At 69.6% G+C, this 20,279-nt stretch carries 18 protein-coding genes; 10 read left to right on the top strand and 8 right to left on the bottom strand.

Features of this window, described 5'->3' with window-relative positions; translation table 11 throughout:
- Positions 1 to 16: 16 nt before the first annotated feature.
- The 4 genes from LPC04_RS10740 to LPC04_RS10725 all read right to left on the bottom strand — a co-directional run bounded on the left by LPC04_RS10740 (position 17) and on the right by LPC04_RS10725 (position 5,920).
- A complete protein-coding gene (locus tag LPC04_RS10740) occupies positions 17 to 2,209 on the bottom strand; it encodes a hybrid sensor histidine kinase/response regulator (protein WP_275682214.1) in 2,193 nt (730 codons plus the stop codon).
- A 111-nt stretch (positions 2,210 to 2,320) separates the two neighbouring features.
- Positions 2,321 to 2,968 (bottom strand): PepSY-associated TM helix domain-containing protein, encoded by a 648-nt coding sequence (locus LPC04_RS10735; protein WP_275682213.1) that lies wholly within the window; start codon positions 2,966 to 2,968, stop codon positions 2,321 to 2,323.
- Positions 2,953 to 3,639 (bottom strand): Fe2+-dependent dioxygenase, encoded by a 687-nt coding sequence (locus tag LPC04_RS10730; RefSeq protein ID WP_275682212.1) that lies wholly within the window; start codon positions 3,637 to 3,639, stop codon positions 2,953 to 2,955. Before LPC04_RS10730 ends, LPC04_RS10735 begins: the two co-directional genes overlap by 16 nt.
- A 37-nt stretch (positions 3,640 to 3,676) precedes the next feature.
- Positions 3,677 to 5,920: a TonB-dependent receptor gene (locus LPC04_RS10725; protein WP_275682211.1), complete on the bottom strand. Its 2,244-nt coding sequence runs from the start codon at positions 5,918 to 5,920 to the stop codon at positions 3,677 to 3,679.
- Between the two features lie 163 nt (positions 5,921 to 6,083).
- Here LPC04_RS10725 and LPC04_RS10720 point away from each other — a divergent pair, with 163 nt between their 5' ends.
- The 5 genes from LPC04_RS10720 (at position 6,084) to LPC04_RS10700 (ending at position 10,612) form a co-directional block, all read left to right on the top strand.
- Positions 6,084 to 7,247, top strand: coding sequence for an ABC transporter substrate-binding protein (locus tag LPC04_RS10720; RefSeq protein ID WP_275682210.1), 1,164 nt, complete (start codon positions 6,084 to 6,086; stop codon positions 7,245 to 7,247).
- Positions 7,248 to 7,338: 91 nt separating this feature from the next.
- Positions 7,339 to 8,220 carry a branched-chain amino acid ABC transporter permease gene (locus tag LPC04_RS10715; protein ID WP_275682209.1) on the top strand — a complete coding sequence of 294 codons (882 nt, stop codon included), beginning with the start codon at positions 7,339 to 7,341 and terminating at the stop codon, positions 8,218 to 8,220.
- Positions 8,221 to 8,229: 9 nt separating this feature from the next.
- Entirely contained in the window at positions 8,230 to 9,102 is an 873-nt protein-coding gene (locus LPC04_RS10710; protein ID WP_275682208.1) for a branched-chain amino acid ABC transporter permease, read from the top strand.
- Positions 9,099 to 9,896, top strand: a complete 798-nt coding sequence (locus LPC04_RS10705; RefSeq protein ID WP_275682207.1) for an ABC transporter ATP-binding protein — start codon at positions 9,099 to 9,101, stop codon at positions 9,894 to 9,896. The genes LPC04_RS10710 and LPC04_RS10705 overlap by 4 nt, the downstream gene beginning before the upstream one ends.
- Positions 9,893 to 10,612, top strand: a complete 720-nt coding sequence (locus LPC04_RS10700; protein ID WP_275682206.1) for an ABC transporter ATP-binding protein — start codon at positions 9,893 to 9,895, stop codon at positions 10,610 to 10,612. Before LPC04_RS10705 ends, LPC04_RS10700 begins: the two co-directional genes overlap by 4 nt.
- Here LPC04_RS10700 and LPC04_RS10695 read toward each other — a convergent pair.
- Positions 10,597 to 13,128, bottom strand: a complete 2,532-nt coding sequence (locus LPC04_RS10695) for a hybrid sensor histidine kinase/response regulator (RefSeq protein WP_275682205.1) — start codon at positions 13,126 to 13,128, stop codon at positions 10,597 to 10,599. The two genes, LPC04_RS10700 and LPC04_RS10695, sit on opposite strands and share 16 nt — an antisense overlap.
- 166 nt (positions 13,129 to 13,294) lie before the next feature.
- Between LPC04_RS10695 and LPC04_RS10690 the strand changes: the two genes are divergently transcribed.
- The 3 genes from LPC04_RS10690 to LPC04_RS10680 all read left to right on the top strand — a co-directional run bounded on the left by LPC04_RS10690 (position 13,295) and on the right by LPC04_RS10680 (position 16,915).
- Positions 13,295 to 13,768: a MarR family winged helix-turn-helix transcriptional regulator gene (locus tag LPC04_RS10690; protein WP_275682204.1), complete on the top strand. Its 474-nt coding sequence runs from the start codon at positions 13,295 to 13,297 to the stop codon at positions 13,766 to 13,768.
- Complete coding sequence (locus LPC04_RS10685) at positions 13,765 to 15,312, top strand: DHA2 family efflux MFS transporter permease subunit (protein ID WP_275682203.1); 1,548 nt, start codon at positions 13,765 to 13,767, stop codon at positions 15,310 to 15,312. Before LPC04_RS10690 ends, LPC04_RS10685 begins: the two co-directional genes overlap by 4 nt.
- A gap of 160 nt (positions 15,313 to 15,472) precedes the next feature.
- Positions 15,473 to 16,915: a coniferyl aldehyde dehydrogenase gene (locus LPC04_RS10680; protein WP_275682202.1), complete on the top strand. Its 1,443-nt coding sequence runs from the start codon at positions 15,473 to 15,475 to the stop codon at positions 16,913 to 16,915.
- Positions 16,916 to 16,945: 30 nt separating this feature from the next.
- Here LPC04_RS10680 and msrA read toward each other — a convergent pair whose 3' ends face one another.
- Both msrA and msrB read right to left on the bottom strand, forming a co-directional pair.
- Positions 16,946 to 17,686 carry a peptide-methionine (S)-S-oxide reductase MsrA gene (gene msrA, locus LPC04_RS10675; RefSeq protein ID WP_275682201.1) on the bottom strand — a complete coding sequence of 247 codons (741 nt, stop codon included), beginning with the start codon at positions 17,684 to 17,686 and terminating at the stop codon, positions 16,946 to 16,948.
- A gap of 32 nt (positions 17,687 to 17,718) precedes the next feature.
- Positions 17,719 to 18,225, bottom strand: a complete 507-nt coding sequence (gene msrB, locus LPC04_RS10670; RefSeq protein WP_275682200.1) for a peptide-methionine (R)-S-oxide reductase MsrB — start codon at positions 18,223 to 18,225, stop codon at positions 17,719 to 17,721.
- A 187-nt stretch (positions 18,226 to 18,412) separates the two neighbouring features.
- Between msrB and LPC04_RS10665 the strand changes: the two genes are divergently transcribed.
- Together LPC04_RS10665 and LPC04_RS10660 are read left to right on the top strand one after the other, a co-directional pair.
- A complete protein-coding gene (locus LPC04_RS10665) occupies positions 18,413 to 19,159 on the top strand; it encodes a transporter substrate-binding domain-containing protein (protein ID WP_275682199.1) in 747 nt (248 codons plus the stop codon).
- 22 nt (positions 19,160 to 19,181) lie between these two features.
- Entirely contained in the window at positions 19,182 to 19,682 is a 501-nt protein-coding gene (locus LPC04_RS10660; RefSeq protein ID WP_275682198.1) for an acyl-CoA thioesterase, read from the top strand.
- A gap of 95 nt (positions 19,683 to 19,777) precedes the next feature.
- Here LPC04_RS10660 and LPC04_RS10655 read toward each other — a convergent pair whose 3' ends face one another.
- Positions 19,778 to 20,263: a cupin domain-containing protein gene (locus LPC04_RS10655; protein ID WP_275682197.1), complete on the bottom strand. Its 486-nt coding sequence runs from the start codon at positions 20,261 to 20,263 to the stop codon at positions 19,778 to 19,780.
- Positions 20,264 to 20,279: the final 16 nt, after the last annotated feature.

The following is a 20,279-nucleotide window of genomic DNA, read 5'->3' as shown; positions in this document are numbered from 1 at the left end:
CCGGCAAGCGAGGCGCCTACGTCCGCTTCACGCGCACCGCGTACTGCAGTTCCATCAGCAGCGTCTCGATCGAGTACGGCTTGGAGAGCACCTTCACGCCCGCGTCGATGTGCTGCGTGGTGTAGCCGGTGGCCACGATCACCGCCATCGCCGGGATGTTGGCCTGGCACCAGGCCGCGAGGTCCAGGCCGCTCATGGCGCCGGGCATCACGACGTCGGTGAACACGATGTCGAACAGTCCGCCGTCCTGCAGCGCGCGCGCCGCGGCCTCGCCGTTGAGGCAGTGGCGCACCGTGTGGCCGGCCGCCCGCAGCGCGGGCACCACCACCGACGACACCAGCAGGTCGTCCTCGACGAACAGCACCCGCAGCGGCATGAACTCGGCCGGCGCCGCCGACGCGGCATCGCTCGCCTGCACCGGGTCGCGCGAGACAGGCAGCAGCAGCGACACCGTCGTGCCGACCCCGCGCTCGCTGCTGATCGTGGCCGCGCCGCCGGACTGCACCGCGAACGCGCGCACCTGCGGCAGCCCGAGGCCGCTGCCCACGCCCACCGCCTTGGTGGTGAAGTACGGCTCGAACACGCGCTGCAGCACCTCGGCGTCCATGCCCCCGCCGGTATCGACGACGTCGACGGCGATGTAGCGGCCCGACGGCAGCGCGGACGCCTGCGTTGCGCTCGCCAGCCGGCCGCGGATCATCACGGTGCCGCCGTCCGGCATCGCGTCGCGCGCGTTGAACACGAGGTTGAGCAAGGCGAGCTCGAACTGCGTCGGGTCGGCCATCAGCGGCGGCAGGCCGGGCTCGATGTCGGCGGTCAGGCGCACCTTGCCGCCGACGGCGCGGCCCATCAGGTCGTCGCAGCGCAGGACGAAGTCGTGCAGGTCGATCGGCTGCGGCTTGAGCGGCTGCGAGCGGCCGAAGGCGAGCATCTGGCGCACCAGCGTCGCCGCCTTGTCGAGCGCGCGCGTGCTGGCCTCGATCACGCGCCGGCCGGCGTCCTCCTTGACGAGGCGGTCCAGCACCTGCAGGCCGGTGCTCATGGTCTGCAGGAAGTTGTTGAGGTCGTGCGCGAGACCGCCGGTCAGGCGTCCGATCGCCTCGTGCTTCTGGCCGTCGAGCAGGCGAGTCTGCGCCTCCTGCGTCTGACGGATCGCCTCGGCCACGCGCGACTCGAGCAGCTCGGTGGCGCGCGCGGAACGCAGCCCGGCCTCGTGCAGTGCGGCACCCACCTGGTCGGCCTCGAACAGCCCGGTGCGCAGCGGTTCGGGCACGCGGTCGCGGCCGAGCTCGGCGGCGGCGTCGCTCAGCGCCAGCACCGGGCCGCCGATCTGGCGCGCGAAGTAGAGCGCCAATCCGAGGCCGATGACCGCCAGGATCCCGGCAGCGGCAAAGGCCTGGATCGTCACGCGGATCGCCGGCTCGTTGAGCGCGGTACGCGGCAGGCCCACGCCCACCGTCCAGCCGTAGCGCGCCGACCGCGCGATGACGGCCACTGTCGGCTCGCCCTCGTGCGACATCGAATCGAACTGCTGGTCGAGCAGGCCGTTGGAGGCCGCCGCGACCGTGGCCGAGGCGGCCCGCACGCCCAGCCACTTCTGCGGATCCTTGCTGCGAGCCACCGTCTGGTACTTGCCGTCGAGCACCGAGGCGATCGCCCCGGGCGGCAGCTTCTGGATGTCGAGCACGTGCTGGATCACGTCCGGGCCGAAGGCGACGCCGATGTTGACCTTCTGCGGCGCGACGCCCGGCTCCGGCACCATGACCGTCAGCACCGGGACGCCGTTGACCGAACTGTGCATCAGGTCCGCCACGACGGGCGCACCGGTGACCAGCGGCGGATCGGGCTTCCACCCGCGCAGCGGCAAGGGCTCGCCGAAGGGCCTGCGGGTGTTGATGATCTGGCGCTCGGCGTCGACCACCAGCACCGTGTTGCCGCTGCCCTCGGTGGCGCGCTTCGCGTGCTCGTAGAAGCGTTCGAGCTCGCCCTCCTTCAGCGAGCGCGCGGCGCCCAGCGTGTTGGCGATCGCGACGCGCTTGTCGAGCTCGCTGTCGACGGCCATGCTGATCGAACGCGCCAAGTCGCGCAGGTGGTTGGTCGCGACGCGCGTCTCGTGCAGGTAGGTCGAGCGGGCGAGCATGCCGAAGCCTGCCATCGCAGGCAGCCAGACGGCGAAGACGAGAAGCAGCAGTCTCGTTCGAATACTCACGCGGCGCGGTCCCTGGAGTCGGTCGTGTTTGCTGCGCACGTTACCCGAAAATCGGCTCGCCGCGCCCGAAGCGCCCTGAATCCCGAGGGGCGTGCCGCCCTGCCCGGCCGCCTAGAGGTGGGCGATGGCCAGGCCCGCGGTCACGGCCAGCGCCGTGCCGAAGATCGCCAGGCCCACGGTGCGCCTGCGCCGCGTCAGCATCCACAGCGCGAGGCCCGACAGCGACAGCAGGATCATGCTGCCGGCCAGCGTGTCGACCAGCAGGATCCACGCCACCGGCATGCCGATGCCCTTGTGCAGGTTGGTCAGCGTGGCGACGACGCCGTTGTCGGTGCGGCGCACGCTGACCGCGTCGTTGCCGACCCAGTACTCGGCCTGGATCTGCACGCGCGGCGCGCCAAAGTTGAACGTCCAGTGCTCCGGCTGCATGGCCGCGGCAGACGCCGACGCCTCGGCCCACGGCGCGGGCCTGGCCTTCTCCGTGCGAACGTTTCCGGCCGGCTCCGGCAGAGACAGCGCGGACTGCAGCCACGCGGCCATCGCGTGCGCGTCGGCGGGCCGCGGGTCGGGCAGCGCCAGCCGGGAGTTGTCGCGCTCCGCCGCGGGCTTCAGCGGCAGCACCGCGCGGTGGTTCAGCCAGATGCCGCTGAATCCGAACAGCAGGCCCAACGTCGCGCCCCACAGGCCGATCCAGCCATGGGTCTTGCGCAGCCAGATGACCGCGGTGGCCCGTGCAGGTGAAATCAAGTGTCGCTCCATTGGCGCATGAGGTTGTGATAGACGCCCACCAGGCCGCGCCGTGCGAGCGCGTCGGCGTTCGTCCGGTTCAGGCGCTGGATGGCGGTGTCGAGGTCGAACATCATCGATCGCTGGGCGTCGTCGCGCACCAGGCTCTGGATCCAGAAGAACGAGGCCAGCCGCCGGCCGCGCGTGATGGGCGTGACCTCGTGCAGGCTGGTGGCCGGATAGACCACCATGTCGCCCGCCGCCAGCTTCACGCGGTGCGTGCCGAAGGCGTCGTGCACCACCAGCTCGCCGCCGTCGTACTCGCCGGGATCGTTCAGGAACAGCGTGGCCGAGACGTCGGTGCGCAGCTTGCGGCCCGTGTGCGGATGGATGCGCACGCTGCCGTCCACGTGCGCGCCGAAGGCCATGCCCTGGCCATAGCGGTTGAACATCGGCGGGTAGACCTCGTTGGGCAGCACCGCGCTGATGAACAGCGGATGGCGCTCCAGCGCGCCGAGGATGATGGACTGGCAGGCCGCGGCGACGTCGGAGCGCTCGTCGACCTGCTCGTTGTGCTTGACGGGCGCGCCCTGGTAGCCGGCCGACACGCGGCCGTCGACCCAGGCATCGCCCGCGGCCTCCAGGCGCGCGCGCACCTCCTGCAGTTGCTTGGGATCGAGCGCGTTGGGAATGGCGACGAGCATGGCTTGGCTTGCTTCCGCCAGATGGCGGGACGCTGGCTTAGACGTGGTAGGAAAAGGAGAGCATCGCGCTGCGGCCCGTGCCGGGCACGGAGCGTCCGCCGTCGGACTGGATCAGCGCGTCGAAGTACTTGCGGTCGAACACGTTGAACACGTTGAGGCGGACGTCGTACTTGGGCTGGTGATAGTCGAGCGTGCCGTCCCAGCGCGCGTAGCCGCCGACCAGCGTGGTGTCGGTGTTGTTGGCATAGCGCCTGGACGCGTAGACGGCGCCGCCGCCGATGTCCCAGTGCGGCACGAGCTCGTAGGTCGTCCACAGCGTGCCCGAATTGCGCGGCGTGTTGCCCGGCACCATGTTCTGCGTGCCGACGCCGATGCCGTCGATGATCCGGGCATCGAGGTAGGCGTAGCCCGCGAACACCTTCCAGCCGTGCGCGAGCAGGCCCGAGCCGCCCAGGCGCGCGCCGCGCACGCGCACGGTGCCGGTGGCCGTGTAGTTGCCGCTCGAATCGGCGGAGCGTGCGTTGTCCTGCGTGATCTGGAACACGGCGCCGTCGACGGAGAGCTTGCCCGTCAGCACGTCGATCTTGCCGCCGAGCTCGTAAGCCTTGTTGGTCTCGGGCGGCAGCGGCGCCGTGGTGCCGGTGGTGTTGGTGAGCTGCTCCAGCGACGGGTTGAACGACGTGCTGTAGCTGACGTAGTACGACTGCGCCGGCGTCGGCTGCCAGATGCCGCCCGCGCGGTAGCTGGTGTACGAGACGTTCTGCGTGATGAACTTCGGCGCGGTGATCGTGTTGTTGATCGTGGCGTCGAAGCGGTCGCGGCGGATGCCGCCGACGAGTTTGAACTGCGAGCCCAGGCTCAGCGTGTCGCTCAGGTAGGCGCCGTACGAATTCGCGCGGCTGGTGGATAGGTTGCCCGCGACGTCCGGCGCGCTGGCCGGGCTGTCCTGGTAGACCGGCGCCAGCAGCGGTTCGCAGCCGACGTAGCCCGTGGCCATCGTCGCGCCGTCGCACTTGCCCGTGCGGCTGTACGCCTGGTTGCGGTAGGTGTCCTGGCCGATCTCGGCGCCGGTGATGATCTCGTGGTGGACGAAGCCGGTGTCCAGGCGCGCCGTCAGGTCGAGCTGGTCGAAGACCGCGTGGTCCGTGATGACGCGGTCGTGGCTTTGCAGCTTGACGAACAGCTGGTCCAGCGGCGTGGTGGTGGCCGCGGTGCAGAAGCCGCTCGCGCAGGCCAGCCCGCCCGGCTTGTCGGTGGGCAGGCCCAGCGACTGCGACGCCGTCTCGCGCGCATCCACGTGCACGTGGTTGCTCTGGATCTCGTTGCGCAGCGTCATGTCGTCGCCGAAGCGGTGCGACACCAGCGCCGAGAACGTCGCGACGTCCTGGTTCGTGCGGTCGTTCCTGTCGCCGTAGAAGTTGTCGTGCCGCGCGTCGACGGGCCGGCCCTTCCAGGGCGAGAAGCCGTAGTCGGGCATGTCGTGGTTGCGCTGCAGCAGCGCCGACAGCGTGATCTCGGTGTTCGTGCCGATGCCGACCTTCAGCGACGGCGCCAGGCCGAAGTCTGTGTTCTTCATCTCGTCGCGGGTCGACGTGCGGCCCGACTGCGCCATCGCGGCGACGCGAAACGCCGAGGTCGCGTCGATCGCACGGCCGACGTCCGCCGTCGTGCGCACCATGCCGTTGGTGGTGGCCGACGCATCGACCTCGGTCACCGGCTTGAGCTGCGCCACCTTGCTGACCTGGTTGACGACGCCGCCGGTGGAGCCGCGGCCGAAGAGCATCGACGACGGGCCCATCAGCACCTCGACGGCATCGAGCGCGAAGGTGTCGCGGTAATACTGGCCACGGTCGCGGAAGCCGTCGAGGTAGATGTCGGTGCGGGCGGTGAAGCCGTTCAGGTTGATGTTGTTGCCGATCTGGCCGCCCTCGGCCCCACCCAGCGTCACGCCGGGGACGTTGCGCAGCGCGTCCGACAGCGACGAGGCGCCCTGGCTCTGCAGCAGCGACTTGCTCAGCACCGTGACCGACTGCGGCACGTCGCGCAGGTCGGCCGACAGCTTGTTGAGCGACGCGTCCCTGCGCGTGAAGTCCTTCGCGGACTCGCCCTGGATCTCGACTTCCTGCACGCCCATCAGGGCACCCGCGGCGGCGGGCATCGTGGCGGCGGTCGTGGCGCTGCCGGCGGCGGCCGCGTCCCGCGTGGGCGCGGATTGCGACCAGGCGGGCGCGACGGTGGACAGCGCGAGGAGCGCGGAGGCAACGGGGGTCAGTCGGTTCATTGTTCTTTCGTCGGGTTGGCGCAAAGGATTCGGTGGGTGTTGCCTACCTAAATACGAATCATTCGCATTCATCTTATCAAAGATGAAACGGCCCTCACAAAAAAATTCTCATACTCCGCTTACAGTCGAGGCTGTTCACAGAACTGCCATGGAGACAAGACCCGTGAATTCGCAACGACGCATTGCCCGGTTCTCGGCCGTCGCGCTGGCCGCCGCCCTGTCGCTCGGCTCGGCGCTGGCCGCCGAGCCCATCAAGATCGGCGTCGCGGAAGCGCTGTCGGGCGGTGCCGCGCAATACGGCATCAGCATCCGCAACGGCTTCCAGATGGCCGCCGAGGAGATCAACGCCGCCGGCGGCATCAACGGCCGCCAGATCGAGATGGTCATCGAGGACGAGCAGGGCAAGAAGGACGAGGCGATCAACGCCTTCAAGAAGCTCATCTTCCAGGACAAGGCGCTGATGCTGTTCGGCCCGACGCTGTCGAACTCGGCCGCCGCAGCCGACCCGATCGCGCAGGCCGCGCACATCGTCGTCTTCGGCACCTCCAACACGGCCGACGGCATCACCACGATCGGCGATCGCGTGTTCCGCAACTCCGTCACCGAGGCCGACGTGCTGCCGGTCACGATCAAGGTCGCCGCCAAGGTCGCCAAGATCAAGAAGGTCGCCGTGCTGTACGGCAACGACGACGTCTTCACCAAGAGCGGCTACGACGCGTTCAAGAAGGCGCTGGACGACCAGAAGATGCCGGTCACCACGACCGAGACCTTCGCCAAGGGCGACGTCGACTTCAAGGCGCAGCTGACCAAGATCAAGGCCACCAACCCCGACGCGATCGTGCTGTCGGCGCTGATCGCCGAGGGTGCGCCCATCATGGTGCAGGCCCGCCAGCTGGGCATGAACCTGCCCTTCATCGGCGGCAACGGCATGAACTCGGTCAAGGTGTTCGACCTGGCCAAGGGCGCGTCGGATGGCCTGTGGGTGGGCAGCCCGTGGTCGATCGAGAACCGCACGCCGGCCAACAACAGCTTCATCATCGCGTACACGAAGAAGTACAGCGCGCCGCCCGACCAGTTCGCCGCCCAGGCCTACGACGCGATGCACATCGCCTCCGAGGCGCTGAAGAAGGTCAAGCTGAGCGGCGACCTGGCCAAGGATCGCGAGGCCGTGCAGGCCGCGCTGCCCGCCGTCAAGTGGACGGGCGCCACCGGCGCGTTCGCGTTCCGCCGCGTGACCGACAAGTCGGGCAAGCCCGCCGGCTACGACGCGAACCAGGAAGCCATCGTCAGCACCACGCGCGGCAAGAACTACGAGATCGAGAAGTGATCCGGCCGGGCCGCGTCCGCGCGGCCCGCGAGCCTTCCAGGCCCCTGTGCGTCATCCGGGGCCGCCTTTCCATTCCTGACCAGGTTCCCACGTGCTCGAACAGCAGCTCTTCAACGCCCTGTCGCTCGGCTGCGTCTACGCCCTCTTCGCGCTCGGCTTCACGCTGGTGTTCGGCGTGCTGGGCGTCGTCAACCTCTCGCAGGGCGCCGTCTTCATGGTGGGCGCGTACGCCGCGCTGACCGCCATCACCAGGATGGGCTTCCCGCTGTGGGCCGCCATCCTCTTCGCGTTCGCGTTCTCGGGCCTGCTGGGCATCGTGATCGACCGCCTCGTGCTCAAGCCGCTGCGCGCGCGCAATGCGCCGCACCTGATCCCGATGATCGCCACGATCGGCCTGGCCATCGCGATCAACAGCCTCGTCCAGGGCCTGTTCGGCGCCGAGAACCAGCGCTTTCCCAGCGAGGTGCTGCCGCAGGACTCGCTGCAGATCGCCGGCGTCAGCGTCACCGTGCTGGAGCTGGGCATCATCCTGGTGTCGTTCGTGTTGATGACGGTGCTGATGCTGACGCTGAAGAAGACCCAGCTGGGCCGCGCGCTGCGCGCCATCGCCGAGTCGCCCAAGGCCGCGCGCCTGCTGGGCATCAACGTCGACGGGCTGTTCCTGCTGACCTCGTTCGTCGCCGCCGGCCTGGGCGGCATCTCGGGCGTCCTCATCGGCCTCTATTCGAACGCGCTGTTCCCGCTGATGGGCCAGCCGATGCTGCACAAGGGCATCGCGGTGATCATCCTGGGCGGCATGGGCGACATCCGCGGCGCGATGCTGGCCGGCCTGTTCCTCGGCTTCGCCGAGGTGCTGTCCGTCGCCTACATCGGCTCGGACATGCGCGACGCGGTGGCCTTCGGCCTGCTGTTCCTCGTGCTGCTCGTGCGGCCCAAGGGCCTGTTCGGCAGCCAGCAAGAGCGCAAGGTCTGATCAAGAACGATGCTCGACTACCTAGACAATTTCTGGTCCATCTACAGCAACCTCGTGTTGTCGCTGGGCACGGCGTCGCTGCTGGCGCTGTCCATCTACCTGACGCTGTCCTGCGGCATGCTGGCGATGGCCAACGCCGCGTTCATGGGCATCGGCGCCTACACGTCGTCCATCCTGACGATGAACTACGGCTGGCCGTTCCCCGCCGCGATCGCGGCCGGCATGGCGGCGCCCGCGGTCGTGGCCTTCCTGATCGGGAAGCCGACCCTGCGGCTGTCGGGCGTCTATCTCGCGATGGCCACGCTGGCCTTCGGCGAGGTCGTGCGCCTGATCGTCATCCGCGCCGAGGGCCTGACCGGCGGCGCGCTGGGCCTGAACGGCATCCCGCAGCTGACGCAGTGGTGGCACGTGCTGCTGGCCGTCGTGCTGGTGCTCGCGTTCCTGGCGCGGCTGCGGCGCTCGAAGATCGGCCGCGCGTTCGAGGCGATCAAGGAGGACGAGACCGCCGCCGGCCTGATGGGCATCGACGTCAACGGGCACAAGATGCTCGCGTTCGCGCTCGGCGCGGCCATCGCGGGCCTGGCGGGCGTGCTCAACGCGCACCTGACCTTCTTCATCGGCCCGCAGGAATTCGGCTTCGACCGCGGCGTCGAGATCCTGACGATGACCATCCTCGGCGGCATCAACAGCCTGTTCGGCCCGGTGCTGGGCGGCGTCATCATCACGCTGCTGCCGGAGCTGCTGCGCAGCTTCAAGGACTACCGCGCGGTCGCCAACGGGCTGATCCTCGTGCTGATCGTGCTGTTCCTGCCCAAGGGCCTGTGGAACCCGGCGTGGATGCGCAAGGTGCTTGGCTTGCGCAAGAAGGGAGTGACGCCATGAGCAAGCTCCTCACGCTGACCAACGTCTCGCGCCATTTCGGCGGCCTGAAGGTGCTGCAGGACGTCTCGTTCGACGTGCGCCCGGGCACCATCTCCGGCCTGATCGGCCCCAACGGCGCGGGCAAGACCACCGTCTTCAACCTGATCACCGGCCTGCTGCCGCCCACGACCGGCGACATCGCGCTCGACGGCAAGACGCTGCTGGGCCGCAAGCCGCACCAGATCACGCGCGCGGGCATCGCGCGCACCTTCCAGAACATCCGCATCTTCAAGGAGATGACGCTGCTCGAGAACGTCATCGTCGGCATGCACCGGCACATGGACTACGGCGTGCCCGGCCTGCTGTTCGCGCTCCCGAAGTACCGGGCCGAGGAGCGTCGTGCGCGCGACCGCGCGCGCGAGCTGCTGTCGTGGATGAAGCTCGATCACAAGGCCGACGACCTCGCCGACAACCTGTCGTACGGCGCCCAGCGCAAGCTCGAGATCGCGCGAGCGCTCGCCACCGAGCCCACGCTGCTGCTGCTCGACGAGCCCGTGGCGGGCATGAACAGCACCGAGAAGACCGAGCTGATGCGCGAGATCGTCAACATCCAGGGCCGCGGCTACACGATCTTCATGATCGAACACGACATGCGCTTCGTGATGGGCCTGTGCGAGGAGATCTCCGTGCTGAACTTCGGCAAGATCATCGCGCACGGCGGCCCGGAGCAGATCCGCAACGACCCGCAGGTGATCGAGGCCTATCTCGGCCGCGAGGACGACGAGGTCGCGGTGGTGCCGGGAGTCGCCGAATGAGTGCAGCACTCCTGTCGGTCTCCGGCCTGAGCGTCAACTACGGCCACATCGAGGCCGTGCGCGCGGTCGACCTGTCGCTGCAGGCCGGGCAGATCACGACGCTGGTCGGCGCCAACGGCGCGGGCAAGTCGACGACGCTGCTCGCGCTGTCCGGCCTGGTGCCCAAGGCCGCCGGCAAGGTGATGTTCGACGGCCACGACGTCAGCGCCCTGCCCGCCCACAAGCTCGTCGCGGCCGGCCTGGTGCAGGTGGCCGAGGGCCGCGCCACGCTGACGACGCTGACGGTGCGCGAGAACCTCGAGCTCGGCGCCTACACGCGGCGCGACGGCGCGGCCGCGCGCGCGAGCGACCTCGAGCGCATGTTCACGCTGTTCCCGCGGCTGAAGGAGCGTGAGAACGGCCTCGCGGGCAACCTGTCGGGCGGCGAGCAGCAGATGCTGGCGATCGGGCGCGCGCTGATGGCGCGTCCGCGCGTGCTGCTGCTGGACGAGCCGTCGATGGGCCTGGCGCCCATCGTCGTGCAGGGCATCTTCCGCACGCTGCGCGAGATCAACGCCGGCGGCCTGACGATCTTCCTGGTCGAACAGAACGTGCGCCAGGCGCTCAAGATCGCCGAGCGCGCCTACGTGCTGGAGAACGGCCACGTCGTGCTGCAAGGCAGCGGCCGCGAGCTGCTGGACGAGCCGCGCGTGCAGGAAGCCTACCTGGGCGGCTGAGCGACGGCCGCGAGCGGCGCGGCGCGAGGCGCGTCCAGCATCGCGCGGCGCAGTTCGCGCAGCAGGTCCTGCGGCGGCGTCGGCTTCGGCAGCACGCGCAGGCCGCCCGAGACGGCGTCCTCGAGCTGCTTCGCATAGCCGGTGATCAGCACCACGGGCAGGCGCGGCCACAGCTCGCGCAGGCGGAACGCCAGGTCCATGCCGCTCAGCTTGCCGGGCATCTCGATGTCGCTCAGCACGATGTCGGGCAGCGTGGCGCCGCCCTGCAGCGCGGCGAGCGCGGCGTCGGCGCTCCACTGGTGCGTCACCTCGAGCCCGGCGGCCTGCAGGATCGCCGCGGTCGATTGCGCGACGTCCTCGTTGTCCTCCACCAGCAGCACGCGGCCCGCCAGCCGCCCCGGGTCGGCCGGCACCTGCGCCGCCGGCGAATGCGCCAGCGGGTGCTCGGCCGGCAGCAGCAGTTCCACCGTCGTGCCCACGCCAGGTTGGCTGTCGATGCGCGTGCGGCCGCCGGCCTGCGCACAGAAGCCGTGCACCTGGCTCAGGCCCAGGCCCGACCCGGCCTCGTTCATGCGGGTCGTGAAGAATGGCTCGAACACGCGCGGCAGCACGTCGGCCGCGATGCCGACCCCCGTATCGGCGACGGCGATCGCCACCATCGTCGTGCCGTCCTCCGACGCGCCGTCGTTGCGCGCGGCGATGCGCAGGCGGCCGCCGCCGGGCATCGCGTGCTTGGCGTTGAGCGCCAGGTTGATCAGTGCCAGCTCCAGCTCCGCGACGTCGACGCTGATCGGGCACACGTCCGCGTCCACCACGATCTCCATCGCGATGCGCGAGCCGAGCGTGCTGCGCAGCAACCCTTCGGCGCCGGGCAGCCAGGACTGCAGCGCAATGAGCTCCGGCCGCAACGCCTGCTTGCGCGAGAACGACAGCAGCTGGCGCGTGAGCCGCGTGCCGGACTGCACCGCGCGGTCCATCGCCTGGATATGCCGCTCCTCGCCATGCTCGGGATGCAGGTGGCGATGCACGTGCAGGCTGCTGCTGACGATGGCCAGCAGGTTGTTGAAGTCGTGCGCCACGCCGCCGGTGAGCTGCGCGAGCGTCTCGAGCTTCTGGCTCTCCAGCATGCCCTTCTCGGCCGCGGCGCGCCGGCGCACCGCCTCGTTGAGGGCCGCCGTGATGGCCTGCTCGCGGCGCGTCTTGCGCAGCGCCAGCAGCGACACGTAGGTCAGGCCCGCCGTCACCGGCACCAGCAGCGAGGCCAGCAAGCCCACGAAGCGCAGCCATCCGGCCAGCATCGCGGCGCGGCTCACGCCCGCGACGACGTAAAGCGGATAGTCGCCCACGCGCTGGAAGCTGATGAAGCGGCGCTGGCCGTCGCGTCGCGAGGTCACCTCGAGATGGCCCTCTCGGTCGCCGGCCTTCACGCGCGCGAAGACGTCGTCGTTGAGCTGCACGCGCGGCGAACCGTCGGCCTCCGTCAGCGGCCAGTTGGCCAGGATGGCGCCGTCGGTGCGCACCAGCGCGAAGCGCGCGAGCGTCGGGTTCTCGGCGGCGAGCGAACGGTAGTACTCGCGGAAGAAGGCCGGCGACAGCGACACGGAGACGATCCCCGCGAACTGGCCATCCGGCGTCTTGCGGCGGATCGTCGCGTTGAGCAGCTGCAGCCCGGTCTGGCGCCCGGTGAGGACGTCGCTGATGCCCAGCGGCACCGGCGTGTGCTGCTGCTGCAGGAAGTAGCCGCGATCGTCGACCGCGACGATGTGGTCGGTCGGGTAGCGGTCGCTGCGGGCGATCGGCCGGCCCTGCGCGTTCCAGACGTTGAGGTTCACCACCGAGGGCAGGCCCGCCACCATGTCGGCCAGGCGCGCGTGGATCTCCGCCTCGCGCCCGCGCAGCGTCGCCTCGTCGCCGCGCGAGGCCTCGTCGGCGCGATGGGCGATCTGCTCGGCGATCTCGAAGGTGCGCTGCGCCTGGCCGCGCACGAGGATCGCGGCGCGCTCGGCGGCGCCCTCCGCATCGGCCACCGCGTGCTCGTAGCCCCACCACGACGCCGCGAGGAAGGCGGTGATCGGCACCAGCACGGCGCCCCACAGAACGGCGCGCAGCCAGGTCTCGAGCGGGGTGTCGAAGGTCGTCTCGGCGTCGCCGGTGGCGTGCGCCACGGGGCCGCGCGCGCGCAGGTTCGTGAACAGGCTGATGAAGATGGCCACCAGGCAGAACGCACCGACGTGCATCGGCCGGTCGGACGGCTCCAGCGTCGGTGGGATCCACGGCACCGCGGCCACCAGGGCGGTCGCGAGCGCGACGAACAGCCCCGAGCCGATGCCCCACATCGACGATGCCAGCACGACGGCGGGATACGCGATCAGGAACGGCAGCCTGTCGCCCAGCACCGGCTCCAGCAGCACCCGCAACCCGACGGCCACGACCGCCGTGGCCAGCGTCAGCATCCAGCGCGGCAGCGTCGGGATGCGTTCAGCGGAAGCGGCGATCGAGCGCTGCGACGTCGGCATGAGCCATTGGGCGGACTGGGATGCACCCATGTTAGCGGCGCTGGCCGTCGCCGGCGCCGGGCTTTCGGCAAGCCTTTGCAACGGGCGGGCTACCCCGGCGAATCGCCCCGGTCGGGCCGATGGCGTTCAGCCTGACTTAATAAACTGGCTTATCATATATCCCTATATGAAAAAGCCAGCCGAATTCCAGAACCGGGTCGGATTCATCGTCAACGAGGTGGGCCGGCTCTACGGCCGCCAGTTCGACCAGCTGTCTCGGGTCGAGCTGGGGCTGTCGCGCGCGCAGTGCCGCCTGATCGGCCAGGTGAAGTACAACGAGAGCGGCCATCCGCCGACGCAGGCCGAGCTCGCGCAGCACCTGGACCTGACGCCCATGGCCGTGGCCACGCTGGTCGACCGCATGGAAGCCGCCGGCTGGATCACGCGCCGCCCGAGCGAGACCGACCGCCGCGCCAATGCCATCGAGCTGCAGCCGCGCGCCGAGGCCGCGCTGGAGAAGGCGTTCGCTGTCAGCGACCGCGTGCAGGAAGCCGCGCTGGCCGGCTTCAGCGCGGCCGAGCGCAAGCAGCTGGTGGCCATGCTGCAGCGCGTGCGCGCGAACCTGCAAGGCGACGCGGGCGGGCCCGGAGACGCCGCATGAGTCTTGGCGACCATCGCCTGATCCCGCACCGCGGCATGATCACCATCTCGATCATGCTGGCGACCATCATGCAGGCGCTCGACACCACGATCGCCAACGTCGCGCTGCCGCACATGCAGGGCGCGCTGCAGAGTTCGCAGGATCAGATCTCCTGGGTGCTGACCTCGTACATCGTGGCCGCGGCCATCGCCACGCCGCTCACCGGCTGGCTGTGCTCGGCCTTCGGCCGCCGCCGCGTGTTCCTGATCGCCGTGGCCGGCTTCACCGTCGCCTCGGCGCTGTGCGGCATGGCCGACAACATCCTCGAGATCGTCGCCGCCCGCCTGCTGCAGGGCCTGTTCGGCGCGGCGCTGGTGCCGCTGTCGCAGGCGGTGCTGCTGGACATCAACCCGAAGGAGAAGATCGGCCAGGCGATGGCGATCTGGGGCGCCGGCATCATGATCGGCCCCATCCTGGGCCCGATGCTGGGCGGCTGGCTGACCGAGAACGCCAGCTGGCGCTGGGTCTTCTACATCAACCTGCCGGTGGGCGTGCTCGCCTTCTACGGCATCGCCCGCTTCCTGCCCGAGAGCCGGCCGGCCGGCATCAAGCTCGACCTGTTCGGCTTCGCGACGCTGAGCCTGTCCATCGGCCTGCTGCAGATGTTCCTCGACCGCGGCGAGCAGCTCGACTGGTTCGACTCGATGGAGATCCGCATCGAGGCGATCGGCTGCCTGATCGCGTTCGCCTTCTTCGTCGCGCACACGTTCACGGCCATCGGCACCTCGTTCTTCGACCGCCGGCTGCTCAAGGACGCGAACTTCGTCACCGGCCTCCTGTTCGCATTCATCGTCGGCATGGTGCTGTACGCCACGATGGCGCTGCTGCCCACGCTGCTGCAGGGCCTGCTCGGATACCCCGTGGTCTATACCGGCATGGTGATGGCGCCGCGCGGCGTCGGCACGATGGTGGCGATGCTGATGGTGGGCCGCCTGCTGCACTACGTCGACGCCCGCGCCATCATGGCGCTCGGCTTCACGCTGACCGCGATCGCGCTGTGGATGATGACCGGCATGACGCTGGACATGAGCAGCCGCATCATCATCGTCTCCGGCGTGATCCAGGGCCTGGGCATCGGCTTCACGTTCGTGCCGCTCAGCGCGGTCGCCTTCGCCACGCTGAACCCGGAATTGCGAAACGACGGCACGCCCATCTTCAGCCTGCTGCGCAACATCGGCTCCAGCGTGGGCATCTCCATCGTGCAGGCGATGCTGACCTCGGGCACGGCGCGCGCGCACTCGGAGCTCGCCTCGGACATCACGGCCGGCAACCTCGGCTTCCAGTCGCTGCCCGCGATGGTCGATCCGGCCAGCCAGGGCGGGCTGGCCCTGGTCAACACGCTGGTCGACCGCCAGGCCGCGATGATGGCCTACCTCGACGACTTCCGCTTCATGCTGGCGCTGACGGTGGTGTCGCTGCCGCTGCTGCTGCTGATCCGCAAGGCCAGGCCCGCGCCGAAGAAGCCGGATGGCGACGCCGAGATGGACATGGTGCACGAGGTCTGAAGACAGGTCCGGTTCCCTGGACGAGTGGCCCTGCAGGCCACCGGCTGACTTCGCGGGCCAGAATCGCTCGCCCGACAGGGGTCGTCCCTGAGGCCGCATGCTCGAGCGAAAGCGGACAATCGGCGCAAGACGCGCGCATGCGTCGTCCGAGGAGCCTGCCATGAAGAACGACCTGCCCAACATCGCCCCCGACAGCGCCGAGATCGCCCGCACGCTCGAGGACGCGCTCGCGCTGCAACGCGCCGCCTACTTCGCGCACCCGGTGCCCACGCTGGCCGAACGCAAGGCCGACCTGCGCACGCTGCAGCGCTTCATCCGCGAGAACAAGCAGGCGCTGTGCGACGCGATCAGCGCCGACTACGGCCACCGCTCGCAGCACGAGACGCTGCTGGCCGAGATCTTCCCGGCGATGGACGGGATCTCGCACGTCATCGGTTCGCTGCGCAAGTGGATGCGCCCGCAACGCCGCTCGGTCGACTTGCGCAACTTCCTCGGCGCGAGCAACCGCGTGATCCCGCAGCCGCTGGGCGTGGTGGGCATCATCGTGCCGTGGAACTTCCCGCTGCACCTGAGCCTCATCCCGCTGACCTACGCGTTCGCCGCCGGCAACCGCGCGATGATCAAGATGAGCGAGAACTCGCGCCACCTGGCCGCGTTCCTGATCGAGAAGATCCCGGCCTACTTCCCGGCCGACAAGCTGCGCTTCTTCGACGAGACCGGCGGCGTCGGCATCGAGTTCTCCAAGCTGACGTTCGACCACCTGCTGTTCACCGGCTCGGGCCAGACCGGCCGCTCGGTGATGGCCGCCGCCGCGGCCAACCTGGTGCCCGTCACGCTGGAACTGGGCGGCAAGGCGCCGGCCATCCTGTGCGACGACTTCCCGCTGCGCCTGGCCGCCGAGCGCATCCTGTTCGCCAAGCTGATGAACGCCGGCCAGATCTGCACGACGGTCGACCACGCGTGGGTGCCGCGCGCCAAGGTCGACGAGTTCGTGGCCGCCGCGCGCGAGATCATCAACGCGCGCTATCCGACGATCGCGTCGACCGACTACACCTCGGTCATCGACGACCGCTCGTTCGAGCGGCTCGTCGGCGCGCTGGAGGACGCCAAGGCACGCGGCGCCACCGTGATCCAGGTCATCCCGGGCGAGCCGTACGACCGCGCGACGCGCAAGATGTCGCCGCACATCGTGCTCAACGCGCCGGCCGACTCGGTGCTGCTGCAACGCGAGATCTTCGGGCCCATCCTGCCGATCCGCGCCTACGACTCGCTCGAGACCGTGATCCAGACCATCAACGCCGGCGCGCGCCCGCTCGCGATCTATCCGTTCAGCAACGACGGACGCCGCGTGCAGATGCTGCTCGATCGCGTGATGTCGGGCGGCGTGTCGGTCAACGAGGCGCTGTTCCACGTCGCCCAGCACGACCTGCCGTTCGGCGGCGTGGGCGAGTCGGGCATGGGTCACTACCACGGCCGCGAGGGCTTCGACACCTTCTCGAAGCTGCGCCCGGTGTTCTACCAGGCCCGCTTCAGCGCCCTCTCGCTGATCGGCCCGCCGTACGGCAAGTTCGCGACGACGCTGCTGGGCTTTCTCACGAAGTGACGGCGGGCGGCCGCGCGCCGCCCTGCCCGTTCACTTCGACGCCACGACGTTGGGCACCAGCACCGGCTTCTCGGCGTACTCCGTCGGGAACACCTTCTTCAGGTCGGCCACCTTGGGCAGGTCGTTGTAGACGATGTACGGATAGTCGGGGTTCAGCGTCAGGAAGTTCTGGTGGTAGCCCTCGGCCGGGAAGAATCCCTTGTAGGCCTCGACGCGCGTGACGATGGGCTTGGGGAACGCCTTGGCCGCGTCCAGCTGCGCGATGTAGGCCGTGGCGACCTTGCGCTGCGCGTCGTCCAGCGGGAACAGCGCCGAGCGGTATTGCGTGCCGTGGTCCGGGCCCTGGTAGTTCAGCTCGGTCGGGTTGTGCGCCACCGAGAAGTAGACCTGCAGCAGCTTGCCGTAGCTGACCTGCGTCGGGTCGAACGTGACCTGCACCGATTCGGCATGGCCCGTGTTGCCGCCGCTGACGGTCTCGTATTCGGCCGTGTCCTTCTTGCCGCCGGAGTAGCCCGAGACGGCGTTGGTGACGCCCTTGACGTGCTGGAACACGCCCTGCACGCCCCAGAAGCAGCCGCCGGCGAACACGGCGGTCTCGGTGTGGCGGCCGGCGGCGGGCTCGTCGGTGGCCGGCGCGGGGATGACGACCGACGGCTCGGCCGCGCGGGCGCCGCTGAAGTGCAGGCCGATCGCCAGCAGGCAGCCGACGCCCACGGTCGTGAGGAAGAATTGGCGGGCCTTGTAGGAAGCGGCCACGGGGATGCTGGTCATGATGAGGTGTCCTTGAGCAAGAAGAAGAGACGTCAGGCCGGCGTGAACGCCATCGCGACGCCGTTCATGCAGTAACGCAGGCCCGTCGGCTTGGGGCCGTCGTCGAAGACGTGGCCGAGATGGCCGCCGCAGCGGCGGCAGTGCACCTCGTCGCGCGACATGCCCAGCGAGTTGTCGACGCGCTGGTTGACGGCGTTGGGCAAGGGCTTCCAGAAGCTGGGCCAGCCGGTGCCGCTGTCGAACTTGGTGTCCGACGCGAACAGCGCCAGCGCGCAGCCGGCGCAGGTGAAGGTGCCCTTGCGGTGCTCGTTGTTGAGCGGGCTGGTGAACGGCGTCTCGGTGCCTTCGTGGCGCAGCACGGCGTACGCCTGCGGAGACAGCCTGGCCTTCCACTGGTCGTCGGTCATCTCGACTTCGAAGTGCTCCTTGGCGGTCGGCGCGGCGCCGGCGCGGCTGCAGGCCGCCGCCAGCACGGCCACGCCGCCGCCAAGCAGCAGGTTGAAGCCGGACAGGAGTGCGGTTCGACGGGCGATGGGCATGGAAACTTTCCTGGATTCGTTGCGGGGTTGAGTGTCTGTCGCCGGAGGCGGTGCGATCCTTACAGTGACGCGGGCCGGATCATGCAATCTCCGGCTCCGGCGCGCCGAACGCACCCTTTATGACCATCCGGCGCGCCAGAGGTTCAATACGGCTGCGCAGGGCCGCCGGATCCAGCAGAATGTCCCGATGAACGACGCCTTCGATCCCGCCACCGCCGCCCTGCTCGCACCGACCGGCCGGCTGCGCGCGTCCATCAACCTCGGCAATCCGATCCTGGCCAACACGGATCCCGCCACCGGCCGCGCTCGGGGCGTGTCGGTCGATCTCGCGCAGGCGCTGGCCGAACGCCTGGGCGTGCCGCTCGAGACGATCGAATTTCCGGCCGCGGCCAAGTCGGTCGACGCCGTCACCGGCGGCGTCGCCGACGTCGGCTTCTTCGCGATCGACCCGTTGCGCGCCGCCGAGATCGCGTTCACCGACGCCTACATCCTGATCGAAGGCGCCTACCTGGTGCGCGAGGATTCGCCTTGCCGGGCCAACGAGGACGTCGATCGCCCTGGCACCTCGGTGGTCGTCGGCCAGGGCAGCGCGTACGACCTGTTCCTGACGCGCGAGCTGAAGGCGGCGTCGTTCCTGCGCGTGGCCGGCGCGGCGGAGGTCGTCGAGACGCTGCGCCGCGGCGGCGCCGACGTGGCGGGCGGCATCCGCCAGACGCTGGTCGAGGTCGCCGCCGCCACGCCAGGGCTGCGCGTGCTGCCGGGTCGCTTCATGGTGATCCGCCAGGCCATGGGCCTCGCGCGCGCCCGCGGCGCGGACGCCCACGCCGCACTGCACGCCTTCGTGGAGGACGCGAAGGCCAGCGGCTTCGTCGCCGACGCGATGCGCCGCCACGCGGTCGCCGGCGCCTCCGTCGCGCCGGCCGGCGCCGCCTGAACACTTGACTGGAGGACGCCGCATGGACTCGCCCAAACACCAACTCTCGATGACGGTGCTGATGACGCCGGACATGGCCAACTTCTCGGGCAACGTGCATGGCGGCACGATCCTGAAGCTGCTGGACCAGGTCGCCTACGCCTGCGCGGCGCGCTATGCGGGGCGCTACGTCGTCACGCTGTCGGTTGACCAGGTGATGTTCCGCGAGGCGATCCACGTCGGCGAACTGGTGACCTTCCTCGCCTCGGTCAACCACGTCGGCACCAGTTCGATGGAAGTGGGCATCAAGGTGTTGGCCGAGGAGATCCGCACGCAACGGGTGCGCCACGCCAACAGCTGCTTCTTCACGATGGTGGCGTTGGACGACGACCGCAAGCCCGTCGCGGTGCCGCCGCTGGAGCCTCGCACGAGCGAGGAGCGGCGGCGCTTCGCAACCGCGGAGCTGCGGCGCGTGCTGCGCTCGGAGTATCGGGCGCGTTTCGAGGCCTTGCGCCAGGAGGCCGTCGACGACGACGCCGACTGACGCAGCGGCGCGATCTCGCCGTGCATGATCGTTGGATCGACAGATGCTGGCCGCGCCCGGCCAGGTCGGCGGGCCGTGGCCGCTTCCTTGCGCGATCAGGCCGCAGGATGCGTCGGATCGACCCAGGCGACGTCCTCCGGCGGCTCGGCCGGTTCGATGTCGAGGTTGACGGCGATCGCCTGCCCGTCGCTGCGCACCAGCACGCACTCCAGCGTCTCGGTGGGACTGGCGTTGATCTCCTGGTGCGGCACGAACGGCGGCACGTAGATGAAGTCGCCCGGGCCGGCCTCGGCCGTGAACTCGAGTCGCTCGCCCCAGCGCATGCGCGCGCGGCCCTTGACGACGTAGATCACGCTCTCGAGCGGTCCGTGGTGGTGGGCGCCGGTCTTCGCGTTCGGGTGGATGTGCACCGTGCCGGCCCACAGCTTCTGGGCGCCGGTGCGCGCGAAGGTGATCGCGGCCTGGCGATCCATGCCGGGCGTCTGCGCGGTGTTGGGGTCCAGCCTGTCGGCGGGCACCACGCGCACGCCGTCGTGCTTCCAGGGCGGATCGCCGGGCGAATGGCTGTGCGAGTCGGTCATCAGGGCTCCGCGGTCG

Origin of the sequence: Scleromatobacter humisilvae (genome assembly GCF_023231945.1) — a bacterium.
GTDB lineage: Bacteria > Pseudomonadota > Gammaproteobacteria > Burkholderiales > Burkholderiaceae_C > Scleromatobacter > Scleromatobacter humisilvae.
The sequence above is the reverse complement of the archived record's forward strand: the minus strand, read 5'-3'. Positions and strand labels throughout refer to the sequence as shown.